Source organism: Shewanella gelidimarina (genome assembly GCF_023283945.1).
GTDB classification, from domain to species: Bacteria; Pseudomonadota; Gammaproteobacteria; order Enterobacterales; family Shewanellaceae; genus Shewanella; species Shewanella gelidimarina.
The window spans coordinates 1-24,243 of the sequence record NZ_JAKIKW010000032.1 but is presented as its reverse complement, the minus strand read 5'-3'; the positions used below and the strand labels follow the sequence as shown (position 1 = coordinate 24,243).

Sequence of the window (24,243 nt, the reverse complement as noted above, 5' to 3'; positions counted from 1 at the left end):
AATAATTGATGATTATAGCAACCAAGAAGCATTGAACAACCTAAATGAGACTGACTATGAACACAAAAGAGCGTATTTTCCACAGCGTATTATTTGAAGCGATTGCCTTAGTATTTGTGATCACTGCCGCCAGCATTTTTACCGATGCAGGGGCAACATCGGTGACAGGTTTAGCTATCGGTCTGTCGTTAATCGCCATGGGTTGGAATTACGTTTACAACTTAGGATTTGACCGCATATTCGGAAACAATCGCATTGAACGCTCATTTAAAATGCGTTTAAGCCATGGGTTTGGTTTTGAGATCGGCATGATTGTGGTCACGCTCCCCTTGATGATGTGGGTGCTACAGCTAGATTTTTGGACCGTATTTATCATGGATATCGGTGTTGTCATTTTCTTCTTGGTATACGCAATTGTCTACAACTGGTGTTATGACCTGCTGCGTGAGCGTTTCTTCAGCAGCAGCGCAGAAGTGAGCAATGCCCTCCCTAGATAAGCATCTGGTGGAAGCCATCATCAATTGCTAACGCTAATACGCTTCATCATAAGCAACAGTAAGTGAGTTCAGCGTAAGACGTTGAACTCACTTAGCCACCATACCTTGCTAATCTAGGACTTTCCCCCAAGAGATACAGGTAAGCGGCTTCTCTGGCCGCTAGTCCTATTTCCATGTAAAGAGTAACGAGTGCAGAACGCAATATTGTGCAGATATGGATTAATCTAAGTGACTTGTTACCTCTCGATGGCAACTCCCCCGCAGCTAACTCTCAATTTCAAGCCATCATTCATCATTCATCATTCATCATTCGTCATTCGTCATTCGTCATTCGTCATTCGTCATTCGTCATTCGTCATTCGTCATTAATAAGCAGCGCATCCCCAAGCTATAAATTCATTCTGCTAATATTGGTCGCCGACTAGCTTCCTTTAAAGCAATAGAATAGAGTTTACTTTCACTCCCGTTATGGGGGTTCTATAAGAGTATCAATGCCACTGGCTACTCTTTCAGAAAGCAAAGCTTTTACACTGATACCCTAGAACGACTTAGGCCGTTAACAAACCAAGGAAGAGAAACAAATGAGTCAATTACTTGCCCATTCATTAGCGGTTTTCATGGCCTTTTTTGCCATTATGAATCCGATTGCAAATACAACCGTCTTTGCAGGGTTAACTGCCAGTATGAGCAAAGCAGAGCAAACTAAAACCGCAATAAAATCGTTAACCATCACTTTTATTATCATTGTACTCTTTTCGCTTTTAGGTAAATCAATCTTCAACCTGTTTGGAATAACCCTGCCAGCATTGCGCATCGCGGGCGGTATTCTGGTATTTCTAGTCGGATACCATATGCTGCATGGAAAAAGCTCAAAGCTGCATACAGCTGAACCCGCTAACGATTCGGACGTGGCTGTATCACCGCTTGCGGTACCACTGCTTGCCGGACCTGGAACGATTGCAACGGCGATGAATTATTCGGCGGCGGGAGGATGGGGAGAGATTACGGTCACAGTTGTTGCCTTTGCTGCGCTCTGTCTTATCACTTTTATCTGTTTTGTTTTTTCCTCTAAGATCATTGCTGCAATCGGTGAGAATGGACTGAGTATAGTGACTCGGCTAATGGGGTTAATTTTGTCGGTAATCGGTGTACAAATGCTAATCGATGGGATAACGGCGGTTGTCAGTAGCATAGGTTAGCCAAATAGCATTAACGAGGTCCATCCATACACATTCAACTTAATACCAAGCCCTGTCGTTGAGATGCCGCACTACCAAGAGTCGGCATCAAAACGAGCGGTTCTGGCTTCACTCATGGTGCAATCGGTGACGTGTATCAATTCGGCCAAGGTGATGTTGGGATTTTCGTTAATTAAACGAATTAACTTTACCGTTAAAGGTTCCAACTTGTCAGCATGATCAAGCAAGGCAGTTTCAATCTTTTGAACAAGATAACGAAATCCCCTCTCATCAATCGTCTTCAACTCCAGCGCTGTTAATGACTCCGCTTTCAACTGCCCTGCAAATGATTGAATGTTGATCGCCTCACCAGAGAGCCCCCAGTTTCTGGAGCGCCGAACACGTTTAAGCTCGCAGCGATACTGGCTAGCAACAACTTTGGCTCGATTGACGGCATCCCTTCCTATTCGGTGAATAAGGGACGGCAGTGAAATTGTGATGGCTTCATTCATAACTGTATTTCAAAAGTTTACTCTGCACCGATTTAATCATTACTTGAATCCAGCTTAAGTTTACTCGATTCTTAATGACATAGTCGTAAAGCTTCAGTACTAGAATTAAGTTTTCTATTCAGTAATTACTCTGAAGTAGCTCATTATTATAAATATTATCTCGAACAACAGAATTACTACTTATCCTTATATATACTAACATTAAATTTATAACTCCCCGTCAGATTAACAAAGACAAAAACCTAACTATGACTGAAAATGATCAAGTAGAATTAAGCACCGAAATCGGACCCAACTGGTTTGCCTCTGTGATGGGCACCGGCATTATTGCAAATGCACTGGCTAACTTACCTTTTATTGGTAAGTCGTTAACCAACGTCGGAATCGCTATTTGGCTGTTGGCATTTTTAATGCTCATAGTCATGGTATTACTTAAAATCCTGCAAGCCATAGTCAAGCCTCATATCCTAAAGCGCCAATTGAATGATCCGATCATGGCACAGTTTTTCGGTGCGCCTCCGATGGCATTATTAACCGTGGCAGGCGGAACCATTTTATATGGTAACCATCTTTTTTCAGAGCCGACAACGTTAACAATAGCGTGGGCACTTTGGATCTTAGGTACGGTGAGTGGTCTAATCGTCTCCATTGCCATTCCCTATCGTTTATTCACCTACTATGAAGTGCGTGATGACGGTGCTTTTGGTGGCTGGCTGATGCCTGTGGTTCCGCCGATGGTGTCTGCCGCAATAGGGGCAATGCTTATCCCCTATGTAGCCAATCCTGAGATACAGCAACTGATGCTTTATGGTTGTTATGCCATGTTTGGGGTGAGTTTGTTTAGTGCCTTCATTATTATCACCATGATCTGGAGTCGTTTAGCGCATTCTGGCACTTCTGGTGGTGCTCGAGTCCCCACTCTTTGGATAGTATTGGGACCGCTAGGGCAGTCGATTACTGCGGCGGGGGCATTAGGGACTGCGGCATTACTTGTTGTTGAAGGTCCTATTGCCGACACCATGAATAATATGGCGATTATTTATGGTGTGCCGGTTTGGGGATTCGCCTTTTTTTGGTCAATATTAGTAAGCCTACTCACTTTACGCGCGCTGCGTAATAAGATGCCTTTTGCGTTAACGTGGTGGGCATTCACATTCCCTGTCGGCACTTGCGTAACCGGGACGATTCAGCTGGCAATCCATACCGATTTGGATGTATTTCGATGGGCGGCCGTCATTTTATTTATAGGCCTATTTATTTCTTGGATCGTTGCCGCTGTAGGCACTATCAAAGGAATAAAAAAGGGACATATCATTAAAAATCAGACCGTAGCAGTACACGCTGTATCGAAAAAAGGCAAATAAGTAAGGGCAATTCACTGACTCCTACTCCTCATGACATTATTCTGAAGGCTATCTAAATCAGCACTCAAGCGTTAAACATTTGCTGTGATATCTTCAACGCCAGCACTCCAAAAAATAATAACTATGGGGGTCATAGTTATTATTTTGTGCTGGACAGTAATCACTATATTCTCTTTGTATGAGCGCTCTCGCGAATTCAAAACCGTGTTATACCAATTGCATTAAAAGTTTGACCATTCAGCGGGAATTCAAAGCCCTGTAGGCAAGATGGGGGATTGAAGCTAATAGTTATTCTATATCCAAAGCCCACAACGAAGCTTAAAGGGCTTTGCCATTTGATTTAAACGTCGGCCGCACTACGTGAGGGACTCAGACTTTCCACTTCTGCTTTGCATTAGCTTAAAAGGGAATAACCATTTCTTCACCAATGTGCCTTGAATTGAAAAGTCTGAGGCGCTCTGAATTGGTCAAATACTTAATGCAATTGGTATTATAGCATTAGAAGTAAACCATAAAATTAATCACCATCGCGTTAACAATGTCGATAAAGAACCCACAGACTAATGGCACAACAATAAATGCCTGACGAGCTGCACCATATTGCTGTGTTACCGCCTGCATATTAACAATAGCAGTGGCAGTTGAGCCAAGCGTTACACCACCAAAACCGGCACAAATAACGGCAGCGCCATAGTCTTTCCCCATGACTCTGAACACAACAAAAGTAGTGAACAACGCAGACATCAAGATTTGTAGTCCCACAACGGTACAAATATAAACAAAGCTGCCCTCAAGCTTCCAGATCTGCAGGCTCATCAATGCCATGGTTAAAAACATCCCCAAACAAAGATCAGAAATGAGCGTTAAACCTTGCTCTGCTTCTTCAGCATAGTTATGTAATGTAGGCCGGTTTAAGTAACCTAATGCCCAACGACCGAAGTTACCAACGACGATGCCCGCCAACAGACACGCTACAAACAGCGGTAATTTAACTTCCGCCGCTTGCAACGCTTCATTCAAACTATAACCAAGCATCATTGATACGTTTAACCACAACCACGCACGCAACACACCAAAATAAGTAACACTGATACCTGCCGCTTCAGATTCATGGCGAGCACCAATAGTGAGATCATCACTCGCGCTGACCTCAAGCTTATGACGTTTAATTAAATAGGCGGCAATCGGCCCCCCAATACAACAGGCACCAATAAGCCCTAAGGTATTAGACGCAACGCCTAGTTCAGTCGCATTCGCAATGCCAAGCTCTTTCACAAATGTAGGGGCCCACGCCATGGTTGTACCCACTCCCCCCGTTAATGCTACCGAGCCCGACATCAAGCCAGCCTTAGGATCGAGTCCAAATAAGCTGGCGATAGTCACCCCTAGAATATTTTGCATTACAATATAACTAGAGGCTAATAAAAGCAGGAGTAACAGAGGCTTTCCGCCTTTTAATAACGTCTTAATATCCGCTCTTAAGCCGATACCCGTAAAGAAATAAACGAGTAACCACTCCATAACTTCCAACTCAAAAGTCAGTTGATAGCCAAAAAAGTAATACAGTCCCCCCACTGAAACAGCACAAGCAAAACCACCAACTACTGGCTCTGGGATACTGTATTTACGCAAGAATTCATATTTCATCGTAAGATATTTGCCGTAGAACAGCACCATAATCGCGACGGTAAAAGCGACAAAAGGGGGTACGTTGACTATTTCGGTCTGCATTTATATTTCCTTTGTAACCTGTCTTTTTATTACTACGTTACTTAATAAGCACCATTGACTTATCGGTGTTTAATCCTTATTCATCACTAATGATTTTCAAGCTAAATCACTTCATGAACAGGTGCTTCAAGCCACTCAGAGTGGTATCAAGATAAGCGGAAGACAGACCATTAGTAGCCTCTACTCTTGCCTTTATGGTTTCAGTGGTGACTAAGGGATATGGTGCTAAATCAAGCGATAAAGACGTTAAGCGACTAGCGGGTTTAGTGTTATTTGAAATTGTCATAATTCACTCTCGAATAATTTATAGGGAGAGTGTAAATGTTTAATCTGTGGAGATAATCAGCCTAAACCACGCTACATCGTCATGAAATTCATTACAAACATCATAAGAAATAGTATTAGGGGCTTGGAAAGCGGCTGTGACTTAGACAAGCCTCATGACTGTGCAGATATATACCCATTCTACTTGAAGATGCTCGTTTCAGAGGCGGTGTGCGAGCTCAATTCTAGACGCATTAATATAGAAATGGTTATTCCCTTTAAGTTACTGCAACAACGAAGTGGGCTTGCACAATGGTAACGTCATCGACAATAGCGAAAGAACAGTCGTTGATGTTGATGTTGGAGGTTAACCGGCTATTGATAAGTGGCCAAATCGGGGAGCTATGGGTTGAATCATTAAAATGCCAAATAAGCGGTTTTCGTCGTATTAGCCTGATTGGTCATGGAACTTATCAATCAAAAAATCTAAGAACAACCTAATTCTTTTAGGTTGATATTGCTTACTGATGTACACCACATTCAAGTCTGCACTCGAGACTGACGTCGATGCATTGAAGTTCTTCATGTATCCATTGAGCACAGTGACAAGGCGTAGATTATCAATATCATCTTGGATATCTAAAGCTGATTTAAGCGCTATTCCAGCCCCTTCCAATGCCCAACATCGGATAACCTCACCGTCATCCGAAAAACGCTTTGGTACAACAGTGATTGAATTCCTCTTATCTTTATCTTGAAAATGCCATGTCTTTAACTCCTCATTACTGCGCAGCATTGCAAGGCAGTGATGCTTCACCAAATCCTGTGGTGTTAATGGTGTTCCATGTTTTTTGAGGTACTCTGGCGATGCGCATAGCACTCGCCTACTGGCCGACAATTGTCGTGATATCAAGCTGCTATCAGCTAGCTCACCATACCGAATAACGATATCCATACCCGATTCGGCAATATTGGAGATATTATCATTCAAATATAGATAGGGCACTACATCGGGATACTGGTTACAAAACTCAGACAGTATAGGAAGAATATATTGTTTACCGACATCCTTTGGCGCCGCTATTTTCAGTGAACCTTTCACCTCCTTAACACCATTCTGGATCAGAGCCTCAGTTTCACTGACATTATCTAAGATCTCAATACACGCCTTGTAGTACAAAGCCCCCGGATCTGTCAGAGAGATATGTCGGGTACTTCGATTAAGCATCTTCACCGCATACCTTTCTTCAAGTGCCTGAAGCCTTGCCGTCATTGTGGCAGGAGAAAGACCAATATCACGCCCTGCCGCTGCCAGCCCTTGATGTTTCACAATGCTTACAAACATTTCCATATCAGAGAATTTATCCACGCCCGCCCCATTATTCAGCTAATACGAATAATGACTTCGTATTTAACCCAATTATCAAATCAATACGAATGAATATAATAGCAACTGTCATCAATAACAACTGCAAGGAACTAACCATGGACCAGAAAAAAACCACCTACGTCATCATTGGCGGTGCATCAGGTATCGGTGAGGCCGTGGCAAAACACGTTAATAATGGCAGTAACATTGTTCATGTAGCAAGCCGTACGACGGGCTTAGATATCAGTGACGAGAAAGCGGTACATCGTTATTTCGAATCCATTGGCCCTTTCGAACATCTTGTGGTTACAGCGGGCTCATATGCCCCCGCAGGGAAAGTAATAGACGTTGCCATTGACGATGCAAAAAAAGCCTTCGATATCAAATTTTGGGGTGCCATTAATGTTGCTAAGCATGCTGCTCGTTACATGACAGCCAATGGAACAATCACGCTGACGACGGGAATGCTCTCACGCAAGGTAGTCGCTAATACTTATGTAAAAACTGCTATTAATGCGGCGTTAGAGGCTGTAACAAAAGTGCTAGCCAAAGAACTATCGCCTATTCGAGTTAACGCGGTGAGCCCGGGGTTAACAATGACCACCGCATATAAAAATATGGATACCCCCTCCCGTGAAGCCATGTACGAAAACGCCAAACGCAATTTACCCGCAGGTAAAGCGGGTACTGCTGCGGATATAGCCATGGCTTATGTCATGGCTATATCCAACCCATATATGACGGGATCCATCATTGATGTTGACGGTGGCGCGCTCGTTAATTAATACAGAAAAAAGCTATCCGGTGTGGAAATCCATACCCCAGAAATCATAAAATAAACTCAGGTAATCAATCATGAATAAAGCAAAGATGCCCTTCCAGGTCTGGATCCTCACACTTGCAGCCTTCGCTATCGGCACAGCAGAATTCGTTATCGCAGGCATTCTTCCTCAGATAGCAACTTCACTATCAATTACAGAAGGTCAGGCAGGATATTTAATCAGTGCATACGCATTAGCCATTGTTATCGGTGGCCCAATACTAACGATTTATCTAGCCCGTTTTAATAAGAAAAAAGTACTTATTGGCTTGATGGCATTGTTCATCATCGGCAATATAATGTCGGCGCTAGCACCAACTTATAATTTACTCCTTCTTAGTCGAGTGATTGCCGGCTTGGTACAGGGCCCCTTTTATGGGATAGGTGCAGTTGTTGCGACAGGCTTAGTATCAGAGAAAATGGCCGGTCGCGCAGTCGGTCAAATGTTTGCGGGTCTGACACTTGCCAATGTACTAGGTGTTCCTGCTGGCACTTGGATCAGCCTAAAATTTGGATGGCACAACACCTTCTTTATCGTTGCCGCTTTTGGCGCCATCGCCATGATTTCAATTCTAATGTCTATCAAGTCAACGGGACACGGTGAAGCAAAAAGCATAAAAAGTCAGCTACAGGCATTCAAAAATCCAATGCTCATAATGAGCTTAGCCATCACAGCGTTAGCTTGGTCAGGTTTCATGGCCCTCTATGGATACATCGCACCTATAGCAACGCACATTGCAGGTTATAGCCAAGATGCTGTCACTTGGATCCTCGCGATTGTTGGTCTAGGCCTCATTATTGGCAACACACTTGGTGGCCGCTCTTCAGACAAGGATCTTAGAAAAGCGTCAATGTTCTGGGCAATTGCGATGATTGTTTCCCTTATTATTGTCGGTCTGGTTATTGATAACCCAATTCTGTTTGTTGTAGCCCTATTTGTATTCGGTATAGCCTCATTTGCCAATGTACCGGCTATGCAGCTTCGCGTCATGAATCACGGTGGTGAAGGTCAAGAGCTTGCGGCAACAGCCAACATATCAGCATTTAACTTAGCCAATGCATTTGGTGGATTCCTAGGTGGGATGGTACTTGATAGTCACATGGGAGCTGGCATGATCCCTTACGCGGCCATTATTGTGCCCATCATAGGGTTATTCTTTATCGCTAAAGCTAACAAACGAGAGAGTACACAAGATAAGTTGGCTGCCAATTTAGCCAGTGTTAATCGCTAATATCGACTTGCAGTAAAGTACTTACGGAGTTCAATTAACGGCTCCCCTGCCTATTCGATGAATAAGCGGGGGGGGCTGAAATAATAATGAATTAAGCAGGAGTTTGTTCGTTAATCATATCGACAAAGAAAGATTTTAGCGCTTGTTTGTTCTCATCATCTAATGATTGCCCCTCTTTATCAGACACCAAAAAGACATTATCAACTTGCTCACCTACAGTCGTTATTTTCGCAGAGTGAATATTGAGTTCAAATAGCCTGAAACCGTTACAGAAGTGGCTCATAAATTGTGGATTATCGAGCGCAGTAACACTGATCAGCGTTCTATCCTTTTTACGAGAGTGTAAAAATTCTACTTTAGCTTCACTGACGAATGACCCAATGTTGCTATTGAGGCGCTTCTTAGGCAGCTTTCTATTTTCAAACAAGACTTGCTTAAGCCTTTGCTTGATACGTTCACGTCGCCCCGCGGTTCTTATTGGGTGATGATCGTAGTCGAGTATTTTTAAAGACTCCACCACATAGCCATCTTTAGTTCTAGATATATTCGCTTGCTGAACCGAGATCTGTAGCGAGGCTAAGGTATTAAACAGTGTCACAAACAGACCCGGCTTATCTTTCATATAAACGAACAGATCGCTGCTGCCTTTAGTACTACTTTCATCGAGCAAAATAAGTGAATGCTCTGCAGGGTGTTGTGTCATGGCTTTAGAATAGCGCGCAATTTCACTAGGTTGAGCATTACTGAAAAAGGAGAGCGGCAAACGTTTCCAAAGCTGTTTAATCACATCAGGATGTTCACTCAGGCCTATCAGTTCTAGCGCTTCATTTTTGTGTTCACGGACGATAGTTCGCTGCTCTAAAACATTTTCTAAGCCATTACGCAGTGCATAACTAATCGACAAATAGAGATCTCGCAGCAACGTTGCTTTCCAGTTAGTCCACAGATCATCATTGGTCGCCTTAATGTCGGCAACCGTTAAGCAATAGAGAGCGTCGAGTCTGGCTTTAGTGCCAATCGCTTTGGCCAGATTCTTAACTTCTGACGGGTCATATATATCTAACCGCTGAGAGGATAACGATAACAAAAGATGATTTTTAACTAACCAAGCGATCACCTTAGCTTGTGAAGGTTTTAGCTCATGAAATTTAGCAAATTGCAGCGCGTCGACAGCGCCTAATTCACTGTGATCACCACCGCGTCCCTTGCCTAGATCATGGAATAAAGCCGCTAATAGCAATACCTCTTTATTCTCTATCGCTTTGTAAACAGCGCTAGGCTGGGCAAGCGAGGGAATTTCAGCTTTGCCGCCGAGGGAATATAAGTTTTTGAGTAACTTATGCGTATGCTCATCAACGGGATAAACATGATAGAGGTCGAATTGCATCTGACCAACAATTTCGCGCCACTGCGGAAGATACGACGCTAAAATGCCATGTCTATGCATTAATGTCAGCGCGAGCCCCATGCCTTGAGGATGACGAAATAGCGCGAGAAACTCTTTACGGCAGCGATCAAAATCTTGCAAGTCGCCTAATAGGCGTCGTCTCACCTGGCGTATTAGTCGAATCGTTTGCGGCGAAATACCATCAATATCGTTAGCGTTTTCTGCAATATGAATAAATAGTGCAATAAGCTGCTTACGGTCAACAAAGACATCATCATGGCGAGCATTTATCTGCCGACCATTTATTTCGAAGTGTTGATTTAGCACTATCGACTTTTTGTCTGTTTGTACCAGTATTTCATCTTTAAAATACTGCAATAACATTTGATTAAGTTCGCTAATCCGCCTCATGGCACGGTATAGCTGACGCATCATTTTTTCGATGGCAAGGTGACTGTTGTCGCCAAAGCCCATCAGCCTAGCAACATCACTTTGCAAAGAGATAAGCAGTCGGTTTTCAGAACGTTGCGCTGCAGCGTGTAATGCCCAACGTGTACGCCAGATAAAATGTTGTGACTCTAGTAATTCTGCATGTTCGTCGGCGGTAAAGAAGCCGAATCGCCTTAAGGCAGCCATATCTTCTGCGGCAAAATACTTGCGGGTTACCCAGATAAGCGTTTGGATATCGCGCATACCACCGGGGCTGTTTTTTAGGTTAGGCTCGAGGCTAAAAGCACTGCCTTGTGCCTTTTTATGGCGTTCATCTTGCTCACTGAATTTGGCTTTAAAGAACGCTTCACTGCTCCAGAGATCATCGCCATAGAGTCTCTCTAACACCTGTCTAGCGTGAGACTCTGGTCCTGTTAAATGGCGAATTTCAAACAGTGACGTTGCAATAGTGATGTCTTCACACGCTTTATCAATTTCATTCAGGGCTAAAACACTATGGCCAAGCTCTAGACCAATATCCCATAGTTGGGTAAAAAACTGCCCTATTTGTGTCTCTTGATGCGGACTCAGCTCTTGCGAAAATAACACGCAAATATCAATGTCGGAGTGCAGGTGTAATGTTTGACGGCCATAGCCGCCGACAGCATTGAGAGAGAGGTTTTCGGTCGCGAGATCGGCGCATTCCCAGAGGTGGAGCAACAAGGAATCAAAAAAATCAGCGCGTAACTTTACAATTTCGTCGATAGCAACGTGAGTAAAGTGCTTATTGAAGTAGTTGTCGGCATCTTGGATTACTTTTTTATAATCAGTAATGCCCATTTTTGAACTGAATTGAGGTGATATATCAGAGTCTGACATGTTTCTCCTGTGGCCGTTTGCATAAGCCCTATAGACCTTATTTATACGGATTAAACCGTGATGCAATGCCCTTTAAATGAAAAAACAGGTTAGATGATCTAACTAAGAATTACAAATCGACAACAACTTTAACGATTAAGGATTCGCTTATAAACAAGCGACGCAGGCAAAGGGGATCTCTGACTCTAATGAGCAAAATGGGCTAAATACAAAAGTAAGTTTGATTGCCTGCAGCTTGACGATTATGGTGGGAATATTAGATCTTAATTGGCTTAGTCATGAGTGTTTAGAGCGGGAGGTTTACATCAAAAAGGGACGATGGTCATCGTCCCTTACATATATTAGCACCGAGGTTAGTATTATTTAACGCTATAGCCCTTACCTTCTAAACACGCTGAACGGGCGCGATTAAAGTCTTCCGTTCCTTGAGTATTACTGCTTTGCACTTCGGCTTGCGCTTGTTGCTGTGTTGCCGCCTGTTGATCAGCTTCATTAGCATTTTGTCGACGGCTTTGTCGTCTTGCTGCAACAGCCCCTACTGCGGCGCCATTGGCTGCAGCATCACTTCTATCATCATCACCTATCTCTGCAACAACAGCACCGGTTGCGGCGCCTGAGATGGCTCCACGCATCCCTGAACCGCGTTCAGCACCTTGCTCTGGAGTAGGAGCGGCTGCAACGGGTGCTGCTTGCGGTTGACTTGGATTGTAACCTGACTCTGTTGCCGCCCATGTATCACAACTGGCTTCATCGGCCGTTTGTTGTTCTGCGGTTTGTCCTTTTTCAGGAAACACATACTGTTCGGCCTGAGCGGTACCTAATGAACTAACACACAGTAAGGTTATTGCAAATGTTGTACATTTATTGACTGATGTCATATCGTCTCCAATAGCATGCTGATTTATTATAAAATTTTGATTTTTAATCAATATTTATTTCTGATGATTTATTAAACCAATCATCAAACCATTTAAAGTGTTGTTAGAAGTGATGATTCGCCGCTAATAAAACTTACTGCTGTTATTTATCGACAATGTCTATAACCCCATGCCACTTTTCTATTCTTTACTATAGTCTTGATTTTTATAACGGTAACAAATCTCAGTATTCAAGTTTAATCACTTTATGTCAAATACGCCGAATTCTGATTGATATTAGTCAGCTAACTGCAATCCATCAACATCAATGCTGGTCTTTTTCCATTCGCTATCAACCTCACCATGGAGGGTGATTTTTGTTGAAGGTGTCACTTCAAGGCTACCCCATTCATCATTATCGATTTCAACAATAACCTCACCACTCTTATCACTAAACCGATACTCTTCATTACCCAACGACTCGACGATATAACCCGTCAATACAACAGCAGTGTCATCAGCTGCATCTAACGCTCCAGATACCGTATTGATAGACACAGTGCTTGGGCCGATAAAACCACCCTGAACAGGGGCTGGGTTAGCAAATACAGTAGATGAAGTAAGTAAAAGCCCTAATGCGATAATATTTTTCATAGTTAACCTCTATTCATACAATAAGAAAGACTGAACAACTTCGATATTAATGACGTATTTATCGTGAGTTACTCTTCAATAAGGTCATTCTAAATTAAAGCGTCACTGTAAAGTTGCCATTTAGTGACAGCTCATTATTTAGGTCGTTACAGTAAAAATACATGTTAATAAACAGGCTATAAAAGGATTATCGTTCATAAAAAAGACTCGACCAGCCATTTTTATGAGTAAGAAAGACCCGGAATGAATACCTCAAACAGCATGCTGTTGTCTCGATATTTGATGGTGCGACAAGGTGAGTTTACGCTTGCGGTGTCAGAGTGTGCAGAGCAGTGCGTTAGCCTTTTATATCCAAGCCACTTGGAAGTGCTGGATTCAGTGGCATATCCAGGTAGCTTCGGTATCCATCAGCGACGCTAAGCGGTGATATCGAAAAAGAGTTGGTCGGCAAGTTCTTGCAGTGTTTCGCCTTTAGGGTGTGTGTGGGCAAAGGTTCTTAAACCATAAATGCCCATGACTAAAAAGCGCGCCAAATGTTGGCTATCACGTTTAGCGCTCAGCTCACCTTTAGTTTGAGCTAATGCCAACACATCGGCGATCCCCTGCTGCCAGTTGGCTAGGTTCTCGGTAATGATTGTTTGCACTTCTTCATCTTGCTGCGCCATCTCATTAAGCGCTTTAGTCAGTAAACAAGCCTTAGCGGCTTCGCAACTGATGCACTCCTGAACGATGTTATCCAGATACGCTTTTAGTTCGACTAATACAGGCTTATTCCCAGAGAAAAACCGCAGAAACTCGGCACTTCTATCGGTTCTATATTGCGCTAAGGCCGCTAATAAAAGCCCCCGCTTATTATCGAATGCACAGTAGATAGAGCCAGGGTGTAAACCTGTGGCTTTAGTGAGATCTTGCATACTCGTCTTACCGTAACCTTTGTCCATAAAAGCAGTCATGGCAGATCTCAGTACTTTTTCTCTATCAAATTCGGCATTACGCATACGGGTTTGGACTCCGGGATTTGACTCATTAATCGGCGATAGATTGATTGTACTTAATTTTGAATGTTTGTTCAAAATAATACTTGAATGATTATTCAAATAAGAATATCTTGAATGTTCATTCAAGATACCGAGGTCGCTATGACGGATAACCTATTTCAATCTTTTGCGCTCAACGAGACCATCACCCTACAAAATCGCATCCTGATGGCGCCATTGACTCGTTGTATGGCAGATGATGAATTAGTGCCAACTCAAGCCATGGCGGACTATTATGCTCGTCGCGCTGAAGCGGGTCTAATCATCTCTGAAGCCGTCATTATTCGTCCCGATGGCCAAGGCTACCCCAACACACCCGGTCTGTTTACCCCAGCTCAAATTGAGGGTTGGCGAGTCGTGACCGATGCCGTGCATAACGCTGGTGGCAAAATATTTGCGCAGCTATGGCATACAGGTCGAGTGGCTCACCCACACTTTTTTGAAAAATCTGGTTCGACTCAAGCCGTCGCCCCCTCTGCCGTTGGCCTAGAGGGAACGGTTCCCAGACAGCGTGATTTAACCTATCAAGTCCCTAAAGCTGTTAGCCATGACGAGATAGTGCAGTTAGTCGCTGATTACTCTCAGGCTGCGGCAAACGCGATAGATGCAGGTTTTGATGGTGTCGAGATCCACGGCGCTAACGGCTATCTTATCGACCAGTTTTTACATCACGCCAGTAATCATCGCACCGATGAATATGGTCAAACAGCCGAAAACATGGCCCGCTTTCCGTTAGCAGTAATCGATGCTATCAGTGAGCGTATTGGCAGTGATAGAACCGCACTTAGAGTGTCACCGGGCGCTTATTTTAATATGGCCGGAGACAAACAAGACCGCGGCGTGTTTGATTACTTATTGGCTCAGCTTGAGCTGCGTGATTTGGCTTTTCTGCATATCGGCATTTTTGATGACAGCATGGAGTTTGATTATCTCGATGGCCGTGCATCAAGTTACGTACGCAGCGTTTACAGTAAGACTCTAGTTGGTGTAGGACGTTATAGCGCCGAAACGGGCAGCACCGCTATTGCCGAAAATAAATTTGATCTGTTAGCGATCGGCAGACCGTTTATCGCTAATCCTGACTATGTCGCCCGCGTTCGCGAAGGTCATGACCTGGTGACATATTCAGATGACATGCTAGCAAGCCTAGTGTGAACAGCTTAATGCGCAGAGCTTAATTTGGAGAGATAAGAGTGAAGAGTTTACTGCGAAAGATTTAGTGTGAAACGTTTATAAAAATCATCAATCCTGTGTCTTATTTTAGTCTTGAGACAGAAGAGGTTAACCCTAGGGCTAACCTCTTTTTTTATATCAAAAACCTTAGGCTATTAACCTAGATTTAGGGCTGCTTTATTTGCGGTCTGCGATAGCTTTTGCCATAGCGGCATCGGCAATATCTTCCAGCTTGACCAGATCGATATCTTTATGAGATTCACAGATAAACCAAGGCTCGCGAGAATCAGGTTCCAGCATGATGCCGCTTTGAATCAAGTTAAGCGCAAACTCGGTATACAAGTCACTGTCGGTTTTCTTCCAGTCACGATAGTTATGCGGTACTTCGCTGCCAAAGTGGATGCCAAACATCGCATCAGGGCCAGCAAACTTATGCTCGATACCGTGCTTGGTAAATACCCGAGATAACACCTGTTGAATGTCTGCGCCGGCTTTATTAATACTGTCATAGGCATCGGTTTCGTTCAAAATCGTTAATGTCGCTTTTGCGGCACTAAGTGCAATCATGTTGGCGGTATACGTGCCACCATGGGTAACGCCATTCTTGCCAAAACTGATCACATCCATGACATCCTTGCGGCCACCAAAGGCGGCGACCGGATAACCATTGCCCATCGCTTTAGCGTAGGTGGTTAGATCAGCATGAATACCATACAGTTGCTGCGCGCCACCTTTAGCAACACGGAAACCCGTTTTAACTTCATCCATAATCAACAGGGTGCCATTGGCATCACAGATATCACGCAACTTTTGCATGTACTCTTGGCTCGACGCAATGCTGCCGCAGTTGCCTAATATAGGCTCAATCACGATAGCTGCGATATCATCACCGACACGCGTAAAGACCTCATCAATAGCGGCAAAGTCATTAAGCGGTACTGTTTCTAAATGTTCACGACTCGCTTCAGGAATACCGCCACCAAATGAGGCAATCTTAGGGGCCTCTTCTGTGGTGTCATCCCAATTATCAACATCTGATTTCCACATCATCTCGTCGTATAGACCGTGAAAACCGCCCTCAACCACAACAATTTTATTACGACCGGTAAAACCACGCGCAGTACGTACCGCACCAATCACCGCTTCGGTACCCGAGTTGGCAAAGCGCATCTTTTCAATATTCGGACACATCTGCTTAATAAGTTCGATGACTTGAGAATCAAGATCGGTTGAAAAGCCAGAAATCGTGCCACGTTCAGTGATCGCTGCGACCACTTCTTGGTCGACTCGGCTATCTCGATAACCCAAGATGATAGGCCCGTAAGCGAGGCGAAAATCAATAAATTGCTGATCGTCGGCATCGGTAATGGTGCAACCCAGGCTGCTTTTAACAAATACGGTATTTTCTTCACCCCAATAGCGGTAGCTATCTGCTACACCTAAAGGCATGTTTTTGTGGGCTTGTTTTAGTAGCGCATTGGTAGCAGGTTTATTGGCATTGCTCATCTTGTCAGTCTTCATCATATATGTCTGGCACGTATGATACAGGGCAAGATAGGGATTGACTATATTACGGTTAAATATCTAAAGGAGCACAAGCAATATTGCGCTCCCTTTCGGTTACCCTTCTTTGTGCACACCCGCCTTCTTACAGTATGGCTGGCGTCAGGTTCTCGTATTCGCGCTTATATTAGCTTTCGTTATTGTAAGCAGTTAAGCATTCAACAATCAGATCGACAAAGCCAGCTCTATCAATATCGCACAGCACCTGAGTATTGTGCGGACGCTGCGTCAGGTGATATCGGTCAACGACTGTCATACCTTGGGTATATTCGCCCTTAGTTTCAATCCCGACCCAGCAATCATAACTGGTAAATAACTCAGGTTTAAGCAACCAAGCGATGGTACAAGGATCATGCAATGGTGCACCTTCAAAGCCCCACTTAGGGTCTCTGTGGTAAATCATGAAGAAATCGAGCAACTCTGCTACGCATTTGGCCACATGATTGGGGATTTTCCTAATGCGCTCAATATCTTCATCCATGATTTGCGCTTGGTGGGTAACGTCTAATCCGCACATAGTAATGGGGATCCCCGCTTTAAACACCATATCAGCGGCTTCTGGATCAACAAAAATATTAAATTCAGCCGCGGGAGTCCAGTTGCCGGCAGCGGCAGCTCCGCCCATCAAGACGATGCGCTCAACTTTGCTATGCAGCTCAGGATAAGTTGATAGGAACAGCGCAATATTGGTCAGCGGTCCAGAGGGGACCAAAGTGACTGGCTCGTTGCTAGCACGGACTTTTTCCGCTATCAATTCTATCGCAGACTTATTTAACGGCATAAAGCTGGGTTCAGGCAACTCAGGACCATCGAGACCGCTCTCACCGTGAACATTATCAGCAATGATAAGCTCGCGGGATAATGGCTTGATAGCACCACCAGCAACAGGTATATCACTGCGACCGAGCAAGGTCAGGATCCGCAGAGCATTGTTCAAGGTTTTATCTGGCGTTTGATTACCGGCGCTGGTAGTCACTGCCAAAGGCTGCAGTTTACTGCTGCTTAACGCAAGAATAAGTGAGATGGCATCGTCATGGCCTGGATCGCAATCGAGAATAATAGGCTTTGGGGAATGAGCTATATGGGGCATCGTTAGACTCCGCTAATCGGCAGTGTTAATAAATAGATAAGCAACATCCTAGTGAGTTGTTATAGAGAAAACTGTGACCCGCTGTCGGGTTTTAAGGACGAAGTGACCCATCGTGTTCGCTTTAAACATCCGTTTCTCCCTCTAATTGGCCTGCTATTTTAATTCCTCTATACAGGGTGGTTAAGCAATTTGATGAACCGGAAAGATCGAGTCAGCCACCCATCTAGCGACTAATGGCTGGCCAGTTCGTTGTGAAGTGAACCTTAGTGTCAATCTAAAACCTGATAGCTAGGCGCATTGCTTATCCAATATTGATTTTACTTATCAAAGCTAGTCGAACCAATTTTATGAATGGCTAAATCGGCGCCGATATATTCATCTTCTTGGCTTAAACGTAAGCTTGAGATCTTATTGATAATGCCATAAATAATCACGCCGCCAATTAAGGCAAAAGCAATTCCGGTCAAAGTGCCCACCAGCTGCGACATAAAGCTAACGCCGCCGAGACCACCAAAACTCTGTTGACCAAATATGCCCGCCGCAATACCGCCCCAAACACCGCATAAACCGTGTAATGGCCACACGCCTAATACATCATCAATTTTAGTGCTACGCTGCAATTTAGTGAACACCATGACAAACAATCCACCGGCCACACCACCGACAACAAATGCACCGATAGGGTGCATTAGGTCTGAACCTGCACACACAGCAACTAAACCCGCTAATGGACCGTTATGAATAAATCCAGGGTCATTCTTGCCGACGATAAGCGCAATAATAGTTCCGCCCACCATCGCCATTAAGCTGTTGAGTGCCACCAGCCCGCTAACACCACCCAGTGTTTGCGCTGACATCACGTTAAAGCCAAACCAGCCGACGATTAATATCCATGAGCCTAATGCGAGAAAAGGAATACTTGAAGGTGCAAAGGCAACGCCCGGTTTGCGACCGCCGCGCACGCCCAAAAAATAAATAGCCACTAGCGCTAACCAGCCACCCATAGCATGCACAACCACTGAGCCAGCAAAGTCGTGAAACTCTGCGCCGAAAGTGCTCGCTAACCAAGATTGGTAGCCAAAATTACCATTCCAAATCATGCCTTCAAACAACGGGTACACGAACGCAACGATAAGCGCTGAAGCGAATAAGAAAGGACGAAAGCTACCACGTTCAGCAATACCACCCGAAACAATGGCAGGAATGGCCGCGGCGAAGGTGAGTAGGAAGAAAAACTTCACTAAATCATAGCCATTATTAGCCGCTAAGGAATCGGCACTCACAAAGAAGTGGCTGCCGTAGGCAATTTGATAGCCAATCACAAAGTAAGCCACGGCTGAAAATGCAAAATCAGTTAAGATTTTCACTAAAGCGTTAACCTGGTTTTTATGTCGAACCGTACCGACCTCTAAAAATGCAAAGCCTGCATGCATGGCCAGTACCATGATTGCACCAAGTAGGATAAATAACGTATCTGCGCCCTGCGCAATTACCCCAATAGCGTCACTAATATTGTCCATTGCTGCTCTCCAAAGCTATTCTCTTTTTAATTTCATAGACTTAAGAGAGCAAAAACCATTCCCACTTTACAAAATCGTTACATTAATTGATTTCTTTATTGGTGCAATAGCTTAAAAAGAGCGTAGTAACAGACAGTTCCGTGAACCATTGAGGTGCAATATTGAGCTACCTTTCGCTTGAAGAGCTCGCTTTTTTGAATTGTTAAATAGGGCTTTGTTTCAATTTGGTGCAACAACGAATCAAGCTAGTGCAAAAAACAACCATTACAAATATAAGGTTAAATGCAGTAAGACCCAAAAATTATCATCGTGCCACGCTACCTTCTATTACCATACATTTTTTCAAACCCCGGAATTCTAGATTCCCAAACAGGGATGTTATCGCCAACGATACTCTTTAAAGTGTCCATAAAGAGCTTTGTTTTTAAGGGCGGATCTCGATGAGGATATACTGCGTAAAATGTTCCATAATCAGCCAGTTTTATATGGGTCATTATCGGCTCTAATTTCCCTTCCAATATTTCGTTTTCAATCGTCTGCGCCGTGGTAACCGCTATCATCTTGCCTGCTATCGCAGTATTGACTAACATTTCTACATCATTGACTTTATAAGCCGCATTTAACTGTATAAAAGTGTCATCGCCTTTTGGGTCTTGGTACTTGATTTTATCAATTAGCAATCCTTGAGATGAATACACAACCGCAGGCAAACTCTCTAATTTTGGCACTGTATTTGGCTGTCCATATTGAGCAATAAACTTAGGCGAAGCGACAATTAATAGCCGATTACGGGCTATTTTTTTAGAGATCAAATTAGAGGCTTTCGGTTCACCAACACGAAAGCCTATATCAAATCCTTCCCCCACCACATCCACAACGCGATCTTCTAGCAATAATTCAATATGAATATCTGGATATGACTGTTGAAATATTAGAATGGCTTGCTGAACATATTGACGACCAAATAGCGCTGAGCTAGCAATTTTAAGCTCCCCTCTTGGTTCTAGGTGGTAATTTTGTGCAAGCCGTTTTGAGTCATTAAGCAGCGCTCTTAAATGCCTTGCTTGATTCACCATTTCCAGTCCTGCGGCGGTCAGTGATAGCGACCGAGTGGTTCTATTTAATAGATGAACCCCAAGATCTTGTTCGAGCTTGTTTATCTGTTTTGATATAGCAGAACGATTAACATTTCGGTGATCTGCAACTTTTGCAAAGCTGCCTAATTCAGAAACTTCGAGTAATAGTAATAATCGACTGGCGAGATCCATAGACATCCAATTGGTTCCTTTATGGAATCATTATAGTTCACATTAGTCTGTTTTTTAGTAGAAAATATATTGCTAAAGTAACTACGTAAACTCGACGTGACACAATAATCCGTCACGATACCGACGACCCGCAGAGGAATATCACAATGAATAAAATAATCATATCTACAGAAGCAGGCGTGGCGACAGTGTTAATCAAAAACCCGCCAGTGAATATTTTAACAATCGACTTAATCAATGAAATTAACGCGTTTGTTTTATCACTAAAAGGTGACCGTGAAATTAAAGCGGTTGTATTTAAATCATTTCATGATGCATTTTTTATCGCTCACCTGGATTTAAATCTCATTAATGGTAGCCAAGGCGGACAAGCGGCTTCTATTGAATTCAACCACATGATTACCAATATAAAAGCAATGAAACAACTTTCAATTGCAGTCGTCGATGGTGTTGCACGTGGTGGTGGAAATGAGTTAGTGATGGCTTGTGATCTAGCATACGGTACCGAAAATTCGGCTTTTGCTCAGCCTGAGTTATACATCAATATTCCAACCGGTGGCCAAGGTGCAGTGCAGTTTGCCCGTCGCTTAGGTAAAGGCAAAGCATTGCAAGCCCTACTGACAGGTGCTGACTTTACTGCCCAGCAAGCAGAAGCATTAAACATTATCACTCAGTTTGTGCCTAAAGCAGAATTGAATGCTTTCCTTGAACAGTTACTGGCAATAGTAAGTGCTTGGGAAGTTCGGGATATTGTGATGCAAAAGGAGATCATTGCCGCTTCCATCAAAGATGAAGACGTCGGTAGTGAACTAGAGTTACGCTACTTTCTTGAGCGTGCTAAAGAAGAGAAAACGCAGACCATTATTGCTGCCTTCCTCAAGCACGGCGGACAAACAGAAAGAGAGGCCAAAGATATTCAAGGTATATTTGTTGATACCGCAACTGAGCTTTCAAAGTAAGTCCATGCCAATTAGCACTTAGAGGCAGCCTGCTATCTATCAGCGAGGCTGTCTCCTTCTTCAAGCGCTAATCTACGCACTGATCCCCTCCTCTTTTTTACTACTCATCATGACAACCACCTAAATATTCAACAATGAAGTCGACAACATCATTACCGTCATTTCTCTGAGTACCAGTGTGTTGCGCCAACAACCATCATCAGAGCCATGTTATTTAGGGGTGATGGGGATTTGTTGAAATAGTAGGTAGGGAGGATTGGATGTAACGCCATAAGACTAACCTTATGGCGTTATTCAGGGTGCTAAGCTAGTCGTTAAAATTAGTCAAAACAAACTTTAGTATAGTCTTGCATTGAGGCTAACCATGTCGTGCCATAAGAACAGCCCGCATTAACATCATGAATGATTGAGTTAGTACTGACGAAAGCATTACCCTTGTACGGCGTTTTAAATAAAGGCTTTTGCGATAACACGTCTTTTAATGCGTCAACCGTTTGGTATGGAGAGAACTTAGCAAATGCTTCAGCATGAACTTGACGCCATGTCGTTGTTGCAACTGCGCTATCGAATGCTTTTGCATTACCATTTGCATAGCGATTAACAAGAATGTCTTCTAACCCGACAGGATGATTGGTATGAACAACAAAGCCTTTATTAGAGCCATCAAGTACCACGTTATTACCACGCTGTGCTTCTACGGTTAGTACATTACCTGATGTATCAGATAGCGAATAAGCAGGCGCTGAGTTGATTTTGATATCATCCATGTATTTAGCGATATCTTGTGCATTGTCAAATTTAGATAACAGTCCAAGAGATGTGCCACTTAATGGCATACCCTGTTCAAGCTCACCAAAGTTAAATGTATCAATGGTGTTGATGGTAGAACCAACACTCTTAGTCATTGCAATACCCATGAAGAATGGCTCTGGAGCTTGAACAATGATTTCACCTGACTTCCAGATTGCACCGTGCCCCCCTAACGCAAGAGGCATATCTTGGTTTTGACCAATGACACCATTATTCCATGCGATAGCGGTACAGCCACGGTTTGATTCAGTCGCAGCTTTAAGCTGAGGTAATTTCTCTTTCACTATTGCTTGAATGTCATAGGCAAACATACCATCAGATGCCCAAGCCGCCATGTAGACTTCATCAGCTGTAAATCCAGTGGCATCAGCGATACCATTATAGAAATTGACTACATTTGGGAAGTGTTTAATCATATCTTGCTTAGTGTTCAATACATCAGCAAGCTGCTCAGTCGTTAGCGCGCCGTTGAGTTGGGCTAAGTAATCTTTAATAGCCTCTGCAAATATATCACTACCAAATTCAGTGATATAACCCGCAACGATGTCTTTACCGCCTTGTTCATTTAGGCCTGAAAATTCAATAACCGGGGCATTTTCTTGTAATACTTGGGTTTCATTGGGGTGATAAAAATCCCCAGTTAAGTCAATAGTAACGCCATTTTTTCCCGTCTGACTTAATGCTTCGTCAGCAACCACTGACGTTGCCCCAGAGATTGCTAAGATAGTCGTTAGGGCGATTGCTAATGTTGATTTTTTCATAATTTATCTCTCTCTGTTGTCTCGATGAGGTATTCGGTGGCGTTACGGTTATGCCGTCGGTGTGTTTTGATGGGCTAATAATATGAGATAAATGCAGATAGTTTAAATTAGCTACTATTCGATTATTGAATAGTAGGCATAACAACTCAGGATAATGACCGACTGTAGAGCAAAGAAATGAGAATGGGTGACCATGTCATGGTTCTTACTGTGCTTACGATTAAGAAATAAGGATACCGTCAAGCTTCACTCATACCCCGCTGGCCATTAAGTGAGCAATAAATATGGGTGGTCATCTTATGTCGTTAGTCACCAATTTTAAAATGAGAGCTTCGATCCATTTTAATCAGAACGTCGTTGATTGTTGCTACTACTAGTCCCATAGTGAAAGAGTACTTTAAGATCTAATAAACTTTCTTGGAGTTATCGAACGGTAATTTGAATGATTGAAATGTCCTACATCGGTGTTTAATCCCGTTTTGAAATCGGCAACCAGTAAAAACTTAAGTTAAATGAAAAGCATAAAAAGTGTACCCAATGTTGAATTTAGAGCACCTAACATTCAAAAGTCAGGGGTTGAAGTTTTAGACCTTGATATTTTTTATAAGAAACTCTCTCAATGTAAATTTGACCCTTCAAAACCTCATCGAATTAACTACTTTTGCTTTATTTATATCACCCATGGCGAAGGGGGACACTTTATTGACTTTCAGTATCATACCTTTCAGAAGGGAAGCTTTATATTCGTCAATAAAAATCAAGTGCATGCGTTTGACTTAGAGTGAAGTGGTCAACTAATTTTGGCCAAGGACTTAGAGTCATTCTGAAATAATCGTTCAGACTCTGCAGGCGTCAAACCACCGTTGTACTGATGTGGCCTGACTTGGTT

21 protein-coding genes are annotated in these 24,243 nt (G+C 43.3%); 9 read left to right on the top strand and 12 right to left on the bottom strand.

Annotation, left to right across the window (positions count from 1 at the left end; all coding sequences use genetic code 11):
* Positions 1-56: 56 nt before the first annotated feature.
* Entirely contained in the window at positions 57-497 is a 441-nt protein-coding gene (locus tag L2729_RS19885; RefSeq protein ID WP_248989817.1) for a PACE efflux transporter, read from the top strand.
* 581 nt (positions 498-1,078) lie between these two features.
* Entirely contained in the window at positions 1,079-1,696 is a 618-nt protein-coding gene (locus L2729_RS19880; RefSeq protein ID WP_248989816.1) for a MarC family protein, read from the top strand.
* Positions 1,697-1,767: 71 nt separating this feature from the next.
* On the opposite strand, the gene L2729_RS19875 is transcribed toward L2729_RS19880, so the two are convergent.
* Complete coding sequence (locus L2729_RS19875; protein ID WP_248989815.1) at positions 1,768-2,187, bottom strand: ribosome recycling factor family protein; 420 nt, start codon at positions 2,185-2,187, stop codon at positions 1,768-1,770.
* A 248-nt stretch (positions 2,188-2,435) separates the two neighbouring features.
* Here L2729_RS19875 and L2729_RS19870 point away from each other — a divergent pair, with 248 nt between their 5' ends.
* Positions 2,436-3,551 carry a TDT family transporter gene (locus L2729_RS19870; RefSeq protein ID WP_248989814.1) on the top strand — a complete coding sequence of 372 codons (1,116 nt, stop codon included), beginning with the start codon at positions 2,436-2,438 and terminating at the stop codon, positions 3,549-3,551.
* A gap of 498 nt (positions 3,552-4,049) precedes the next feature.
* Here the strand turns inward: L2729_RS19870 and gltS are convergent, their stop codons facing one another.
* A complete protein-coding gene (gene gltS, locus L2729_RS19865; RefSeq protein WP_248989813.1) occupies positions 4,050-5,282 on the bottom strand; it encodes a sodium/glutamate symporter in 1,233 nt (410 codons plus the stop codon).
* 712 nt (positions 5,283-5,994) lie between these two features.
* The gene (locus L2729_RS19860; protein ID WP_248989812.1) at positions 5,995-6,915 is read right to left on the bottom strand and encodes a LysR family transcriptional regulator; all 921 of its coding nucleotides are present in this window, start codon (positions 6,913-6,915) and stop codon (positions 5,995-5,997) included.
* A gap of 116 nt (positions 6,916-7,031) precedes the next feature.
* On the opposite strand from L2729_RS19860, the gene L2729_RS19855 reads away from it, so the two are divergent.
* Together L2729_RS19855 and L2729_RS19850 are read left to right on the top strand one after the other, a co-directional pair.
* Positions 7,032-7,700: an SDR family oxidoreductase gene (locus tag L2729_RS19855; RefSeq protein WP_248989811.1), complete on the top strand. Its 669-nt coding sequence runs from the start codon at positions 7,032-7,034 to the stop codon at positions 7,698-7,700.
* A 70-nt stretch (positions 7,701-7,770) separates the two neighbouring features.
* Positions 7,771-8,967, top strand: coding sequence for an MFS transporter (locus tag L2729_RS19850; protein WP_248989810.1), 1,197 nt, complete (start codon positions 7,771-7,773; stop codon positions 8,965-8,967).
* A gap of 91 nt (positions 8,968-9,058) precedes the next feature.
* On the opposite strand, the gene glnD is transcribed toward L2729_RS19850, so the two are convergent.
* From glnD to L2729_RS19835, 3 genes are all read right to left on the bottom strand, one after another.
* Positions 9,059-11,662 (bottom strand): [protein-PII] uridylyltransferase, encoded by a 2,604-nt coding sequence (gene glnD / locus L2729_RS19845; protein WP_248989809.1) that lies wholly within the window; start codon positions 11,660-11,662, stop codon positions 9,059-9,061.
* 359 nt (positions 11,663-12,021) lie between these two features.
* Positions 12,022-12,540 (bottom strand): hypothetical protein, encoded by a 519-nt coding sequence (locus L2729_RS19840; protein WP_248989808.1) that lies wholly within the window; start codon positions 12,538-12,540, stop codon positions 12,022-12,024.
* 276 nt (positions 12,541-12,816) lie between these two features.
* Positions 12,817-13,173 (bottom strand): YgiW/YdeI family stress tolerance OB fold protein, encoded by a 357-nt coding sequence (locus tag L2729_RS19835; RefSeq protein ID WP_248989807.1) that lies wholly within the window; start codon positions 13,171-13,173, stop codon positions 12,817-12,819.
* A gap of 243 nt (positions 13,174-13,416) precedes the next feature.
* Here L2729_RS19835 and L2729_RS19830 point away from each other — a divergent pair, with 243 nt between their 5' ends.
* Positions 13,417-13,593: a hypothetical protein gene (locus L2729_RS19830; RefSeq protein ID WP_248989806.1), complete on the top strand. Its 177-nt coding sequence runs from the start codon at positions 13,417-13,419 to the stop codon at positions 13,591-13,593.
* Here L2729_RS19830 and L2729_RS19825 read toward each other — a convergent pair.
* Positions 13,590-14,171: a TetR/AcrR family transcriptional regulator gene (locus tag L2729_RS19825; protein WP_248989829.1), complete on the bottom strand. Its 582-nt coding sequence runs from the start codon at positions 14,169-14,171 to the stop codon at positions 13,590-13,592. The two genes, L2729_RS19830 and L2729_RS19825, sit on opposite strands and share 4 nt — an antisense overlap.
* Positions 14,172-14,312: 141 nt before the next feature.
* Here L2729_RS19825 and L2729_RS19820 point away from each other — a divergent pair, with 141 nt between their 5' ends.
* Positions 14,313-15,365, top strand: a complete 1,053-nt coding sequence (locus tag L2729_RS19820; protein ID WP_248989828.1) for an alkene reductase — start codon at positions 14,313-14,315, stop codon at positions 15,363-15,365.
* A gap of 195 nt (positions 15,366-15,560) precedes the next feature.
* Here L2729_RS19820 and L2729_RS19815 read toward each other — a convergent pair whose 3' ends face one another.
* From L2729_RS19815 to L2729_RS19800, 4 genes are all read right to left on the bottom strand, one after another.
* The gene (locus tag L2729_RS19815; protein ID WP_248989805.1) at positions 15,561-16,907 is read right to left on the bottom strand and encodes an aspartate aminotransferase family protein; all 1,347 of its coding nucleotides are present in this window, start codon (positions 16,905-16,907) and stop codon (positions 15,561-15,563) included.
* Positions 16,908-17,073: 166 nt separating this feature from the next.
* Entirely contained in the window at positions 17,074-18,036 is a 963-nt protein-coding gene (gene rihA, locus L2729_RS19810) for a pyrimidine-specific ribonucleoside hydrolase RihA (protein ID WP_248989804.1), read from the bottom strand.
* Between the two features lie 317 nt (positions 18,037-18,353).
* The gene (locus L2729_RS19805) at positions 18,354-19,556 is read right to left on the bottom strand and encodes an ammonium transporter (RefSeq protein ID WP_248989803.1); all 1,203 of its coding nucleotides are present in this window, start codon (positions 19,554-19,556) and stop codon (positions 18,354-18,356) included.
* A gap of 317 nt (positions 19,557-19,873) precedes the next feature.
* Positions 19,874-20,824: a LysR family transcriptional regulator gene (locus tag L2729_RS19800; protein WP_248989827.1), complete on the bottom strand. Its 951-nt coding sequence runs from the start codon at positions 20,822-20,824 to the stop codon at positions 19,874-19,876.
* 146 nt (positions 20,825-20,970) lie between these two features.
* Here L2729_RS19800 and L2729_RS19795 point away from each other — a divergent pair, with 146 nt between their 5' ends.
* Complete coding sequence (locus L2729_RS19795) at positions 20,971-21,783, top strand: enoyl-CoA hydratase/isomerase family protein (RefSeq protein WP_248989802.1); 813 nt, start codon at positions 20,971-20,973, stop codon at positions 21,781-21,783.
* Between the two features lie 320 nt (positions 21,784-22,103).
* On the opposite strand, the gene L2729_RS19790 is transcribed toward L2729_RS19795, so the two are convergent.
* A complete protein-coding gene (locus L2729_RS19790) occupies positions 22,104-23,354 on the bottom strand; it encodes a C45 family peptidase (protein ID WP_248989801.1) in 1,251 nt (416 codons plus the stop codon).
* Positions 23,355-23,866: 512 nt separating this feature from the next.
* Between L2729_RS19790 and L2729_RS19785 the strand changes: the two genes are divergently transcribed.
* Positions 23,867-24,139, top strand: coding sequence for an AraC family ligand binding domain-containing protein (locus L2729_RS19785; RefSeq protein ID WP_248989800.1), 273 nt, complete (start codon positions 23,867-23,869; stop codon positions 24,137-24,139).
* Positions 24,140-24,243: the final 104 nt, after the last annotated feature.

Coding starts and splice junctions, on each gene's coding strand:
- L2729_RS19885 (WP_248989817.1), top strand. CDS start 57: ATGAACACAAAAGAGCGTATTTTCCACAGCGTATTATTTGAAGCGATT.
- L2729_RS19880 (WP_248989816.1), top strand. CDS start 1,079: ATGAGTCAATTACTTGCCCATTCATTAGCGGTTTTCATGGCCTTTTTT.
- L2729_RS19875 (WP_248989815.1), bottom strand. CDS start 2,187: ATGAATGAAGCCATCACAATTTCACTGCCGTCCCTTATTCACCGAATA.
- L2729_RS19870 (WP_248989814.1), top strand. CDS start 2,436: ATGACTGAAAATGATCAAGTAGAATTAAGCACCGAAATCGGACCCAAC.
- gltS (WP_248989813.1), bottom strand. CDS start 5,282: ATGCAGACCGAAATAGTCAACGTACCCCCTTTTGTCGCTTTTACCGTC.
- L2729_RS19855 (WP_248989811.1), top strand. CDS start 7,032: ATGGACCAGAAAAAAACCACCTACGTCATCATTGGCGGTGCATCAGGT.
- L2729_RS19850 (WP_248989810.1), top strand. CDS start 7,771: ATGAATAAAGCAAAGATGCCCTTCCAGGTCTGGATCCTCACACTTGCA.
- glnD (WP_248989809.1), bottom strand. CDS start 11,662: ATGTCAGACTCTGATATATCACCTCAATTCAGTTCAAAAATGGGCATT.
- L2729_RS19840 (WP_248989808.1), bottom strand. CDS start 12,540: ATGACATCAGTCAATAAATGTACAACATTTGCAATAACCTTACTGTGT.
- L2729_RS19835 (WP_248989807.1), bottom strand. CDS start 13,173: ATGAAAAATATTATCGCATTAGGGCTTTTACTTACTTCATCTACTGTA.
- L2729_RS19830 (WP_248989806.1), top strand. CDS start 13,417: ATGAATACCTCAAACAGCATGCTGTTGTCTCGATATTTGATGGTGCGA.
- L2729_RS19825 (WP_248989829.1), bottom strand. CDS start 14,171: ATGCGTAATGCCGAATTTGATAGAGAAAAAGTACTGAGATCTGCCATG.
- L2729_RS19820 (WP_248989828.1), top strand. CDS start 14,313: ATGACGGATAACCTATTTCAATCTTTTGCGCTCAACGAGACCATCACC.
- L2729_RS19815 (WP_248989805.1), bottom strand. CDS start 16,907: ATGATGAAGACTGACAAGATGAGCAATGCCAATAAACCTGCTACCAAT.
- rihA (WP_248989804.1), bottom strand. CDS start 18,036: ATGCCCCATATAGCTCATTCCCCAAAGCCTATTATTCTCGATTGCGAT.
- L2729_RS19805 (WP_248989803.1), bottom strand. CDS start 19,556: ATGGACAATATTAGTGACGCTATTGGGGTAATTGCGCAGGGCGCAGAT.
- L2729_RS19800 (WP_248989827.1), bottom strand. CDS start 20,824: ATGGATCTCGCCAGTCGATTATTACTATTACTCGAAGTTTCTGAATTA.
- L2729_RS19795 (WP_248989802.1), top strand. CDS start 20,971: ATGAATAAAATAATCATATCTACAGAAGCAGGCGTGGCGACAGTGTTA.
- L2729_RS19790 (WP_248989801.1), bottom strand. CDS start 23,354: ATGAAAAAATCAACATTAGCAATCGCCCTAACGACTATCTTAGCAATC.
- L2729_RS19785 (WP_248989800.1), top strand. CDS start 23,867: ATGAAAAGCATAAAAAGTGTACCCAATGTTGAATTTAGAGCACCTAAC.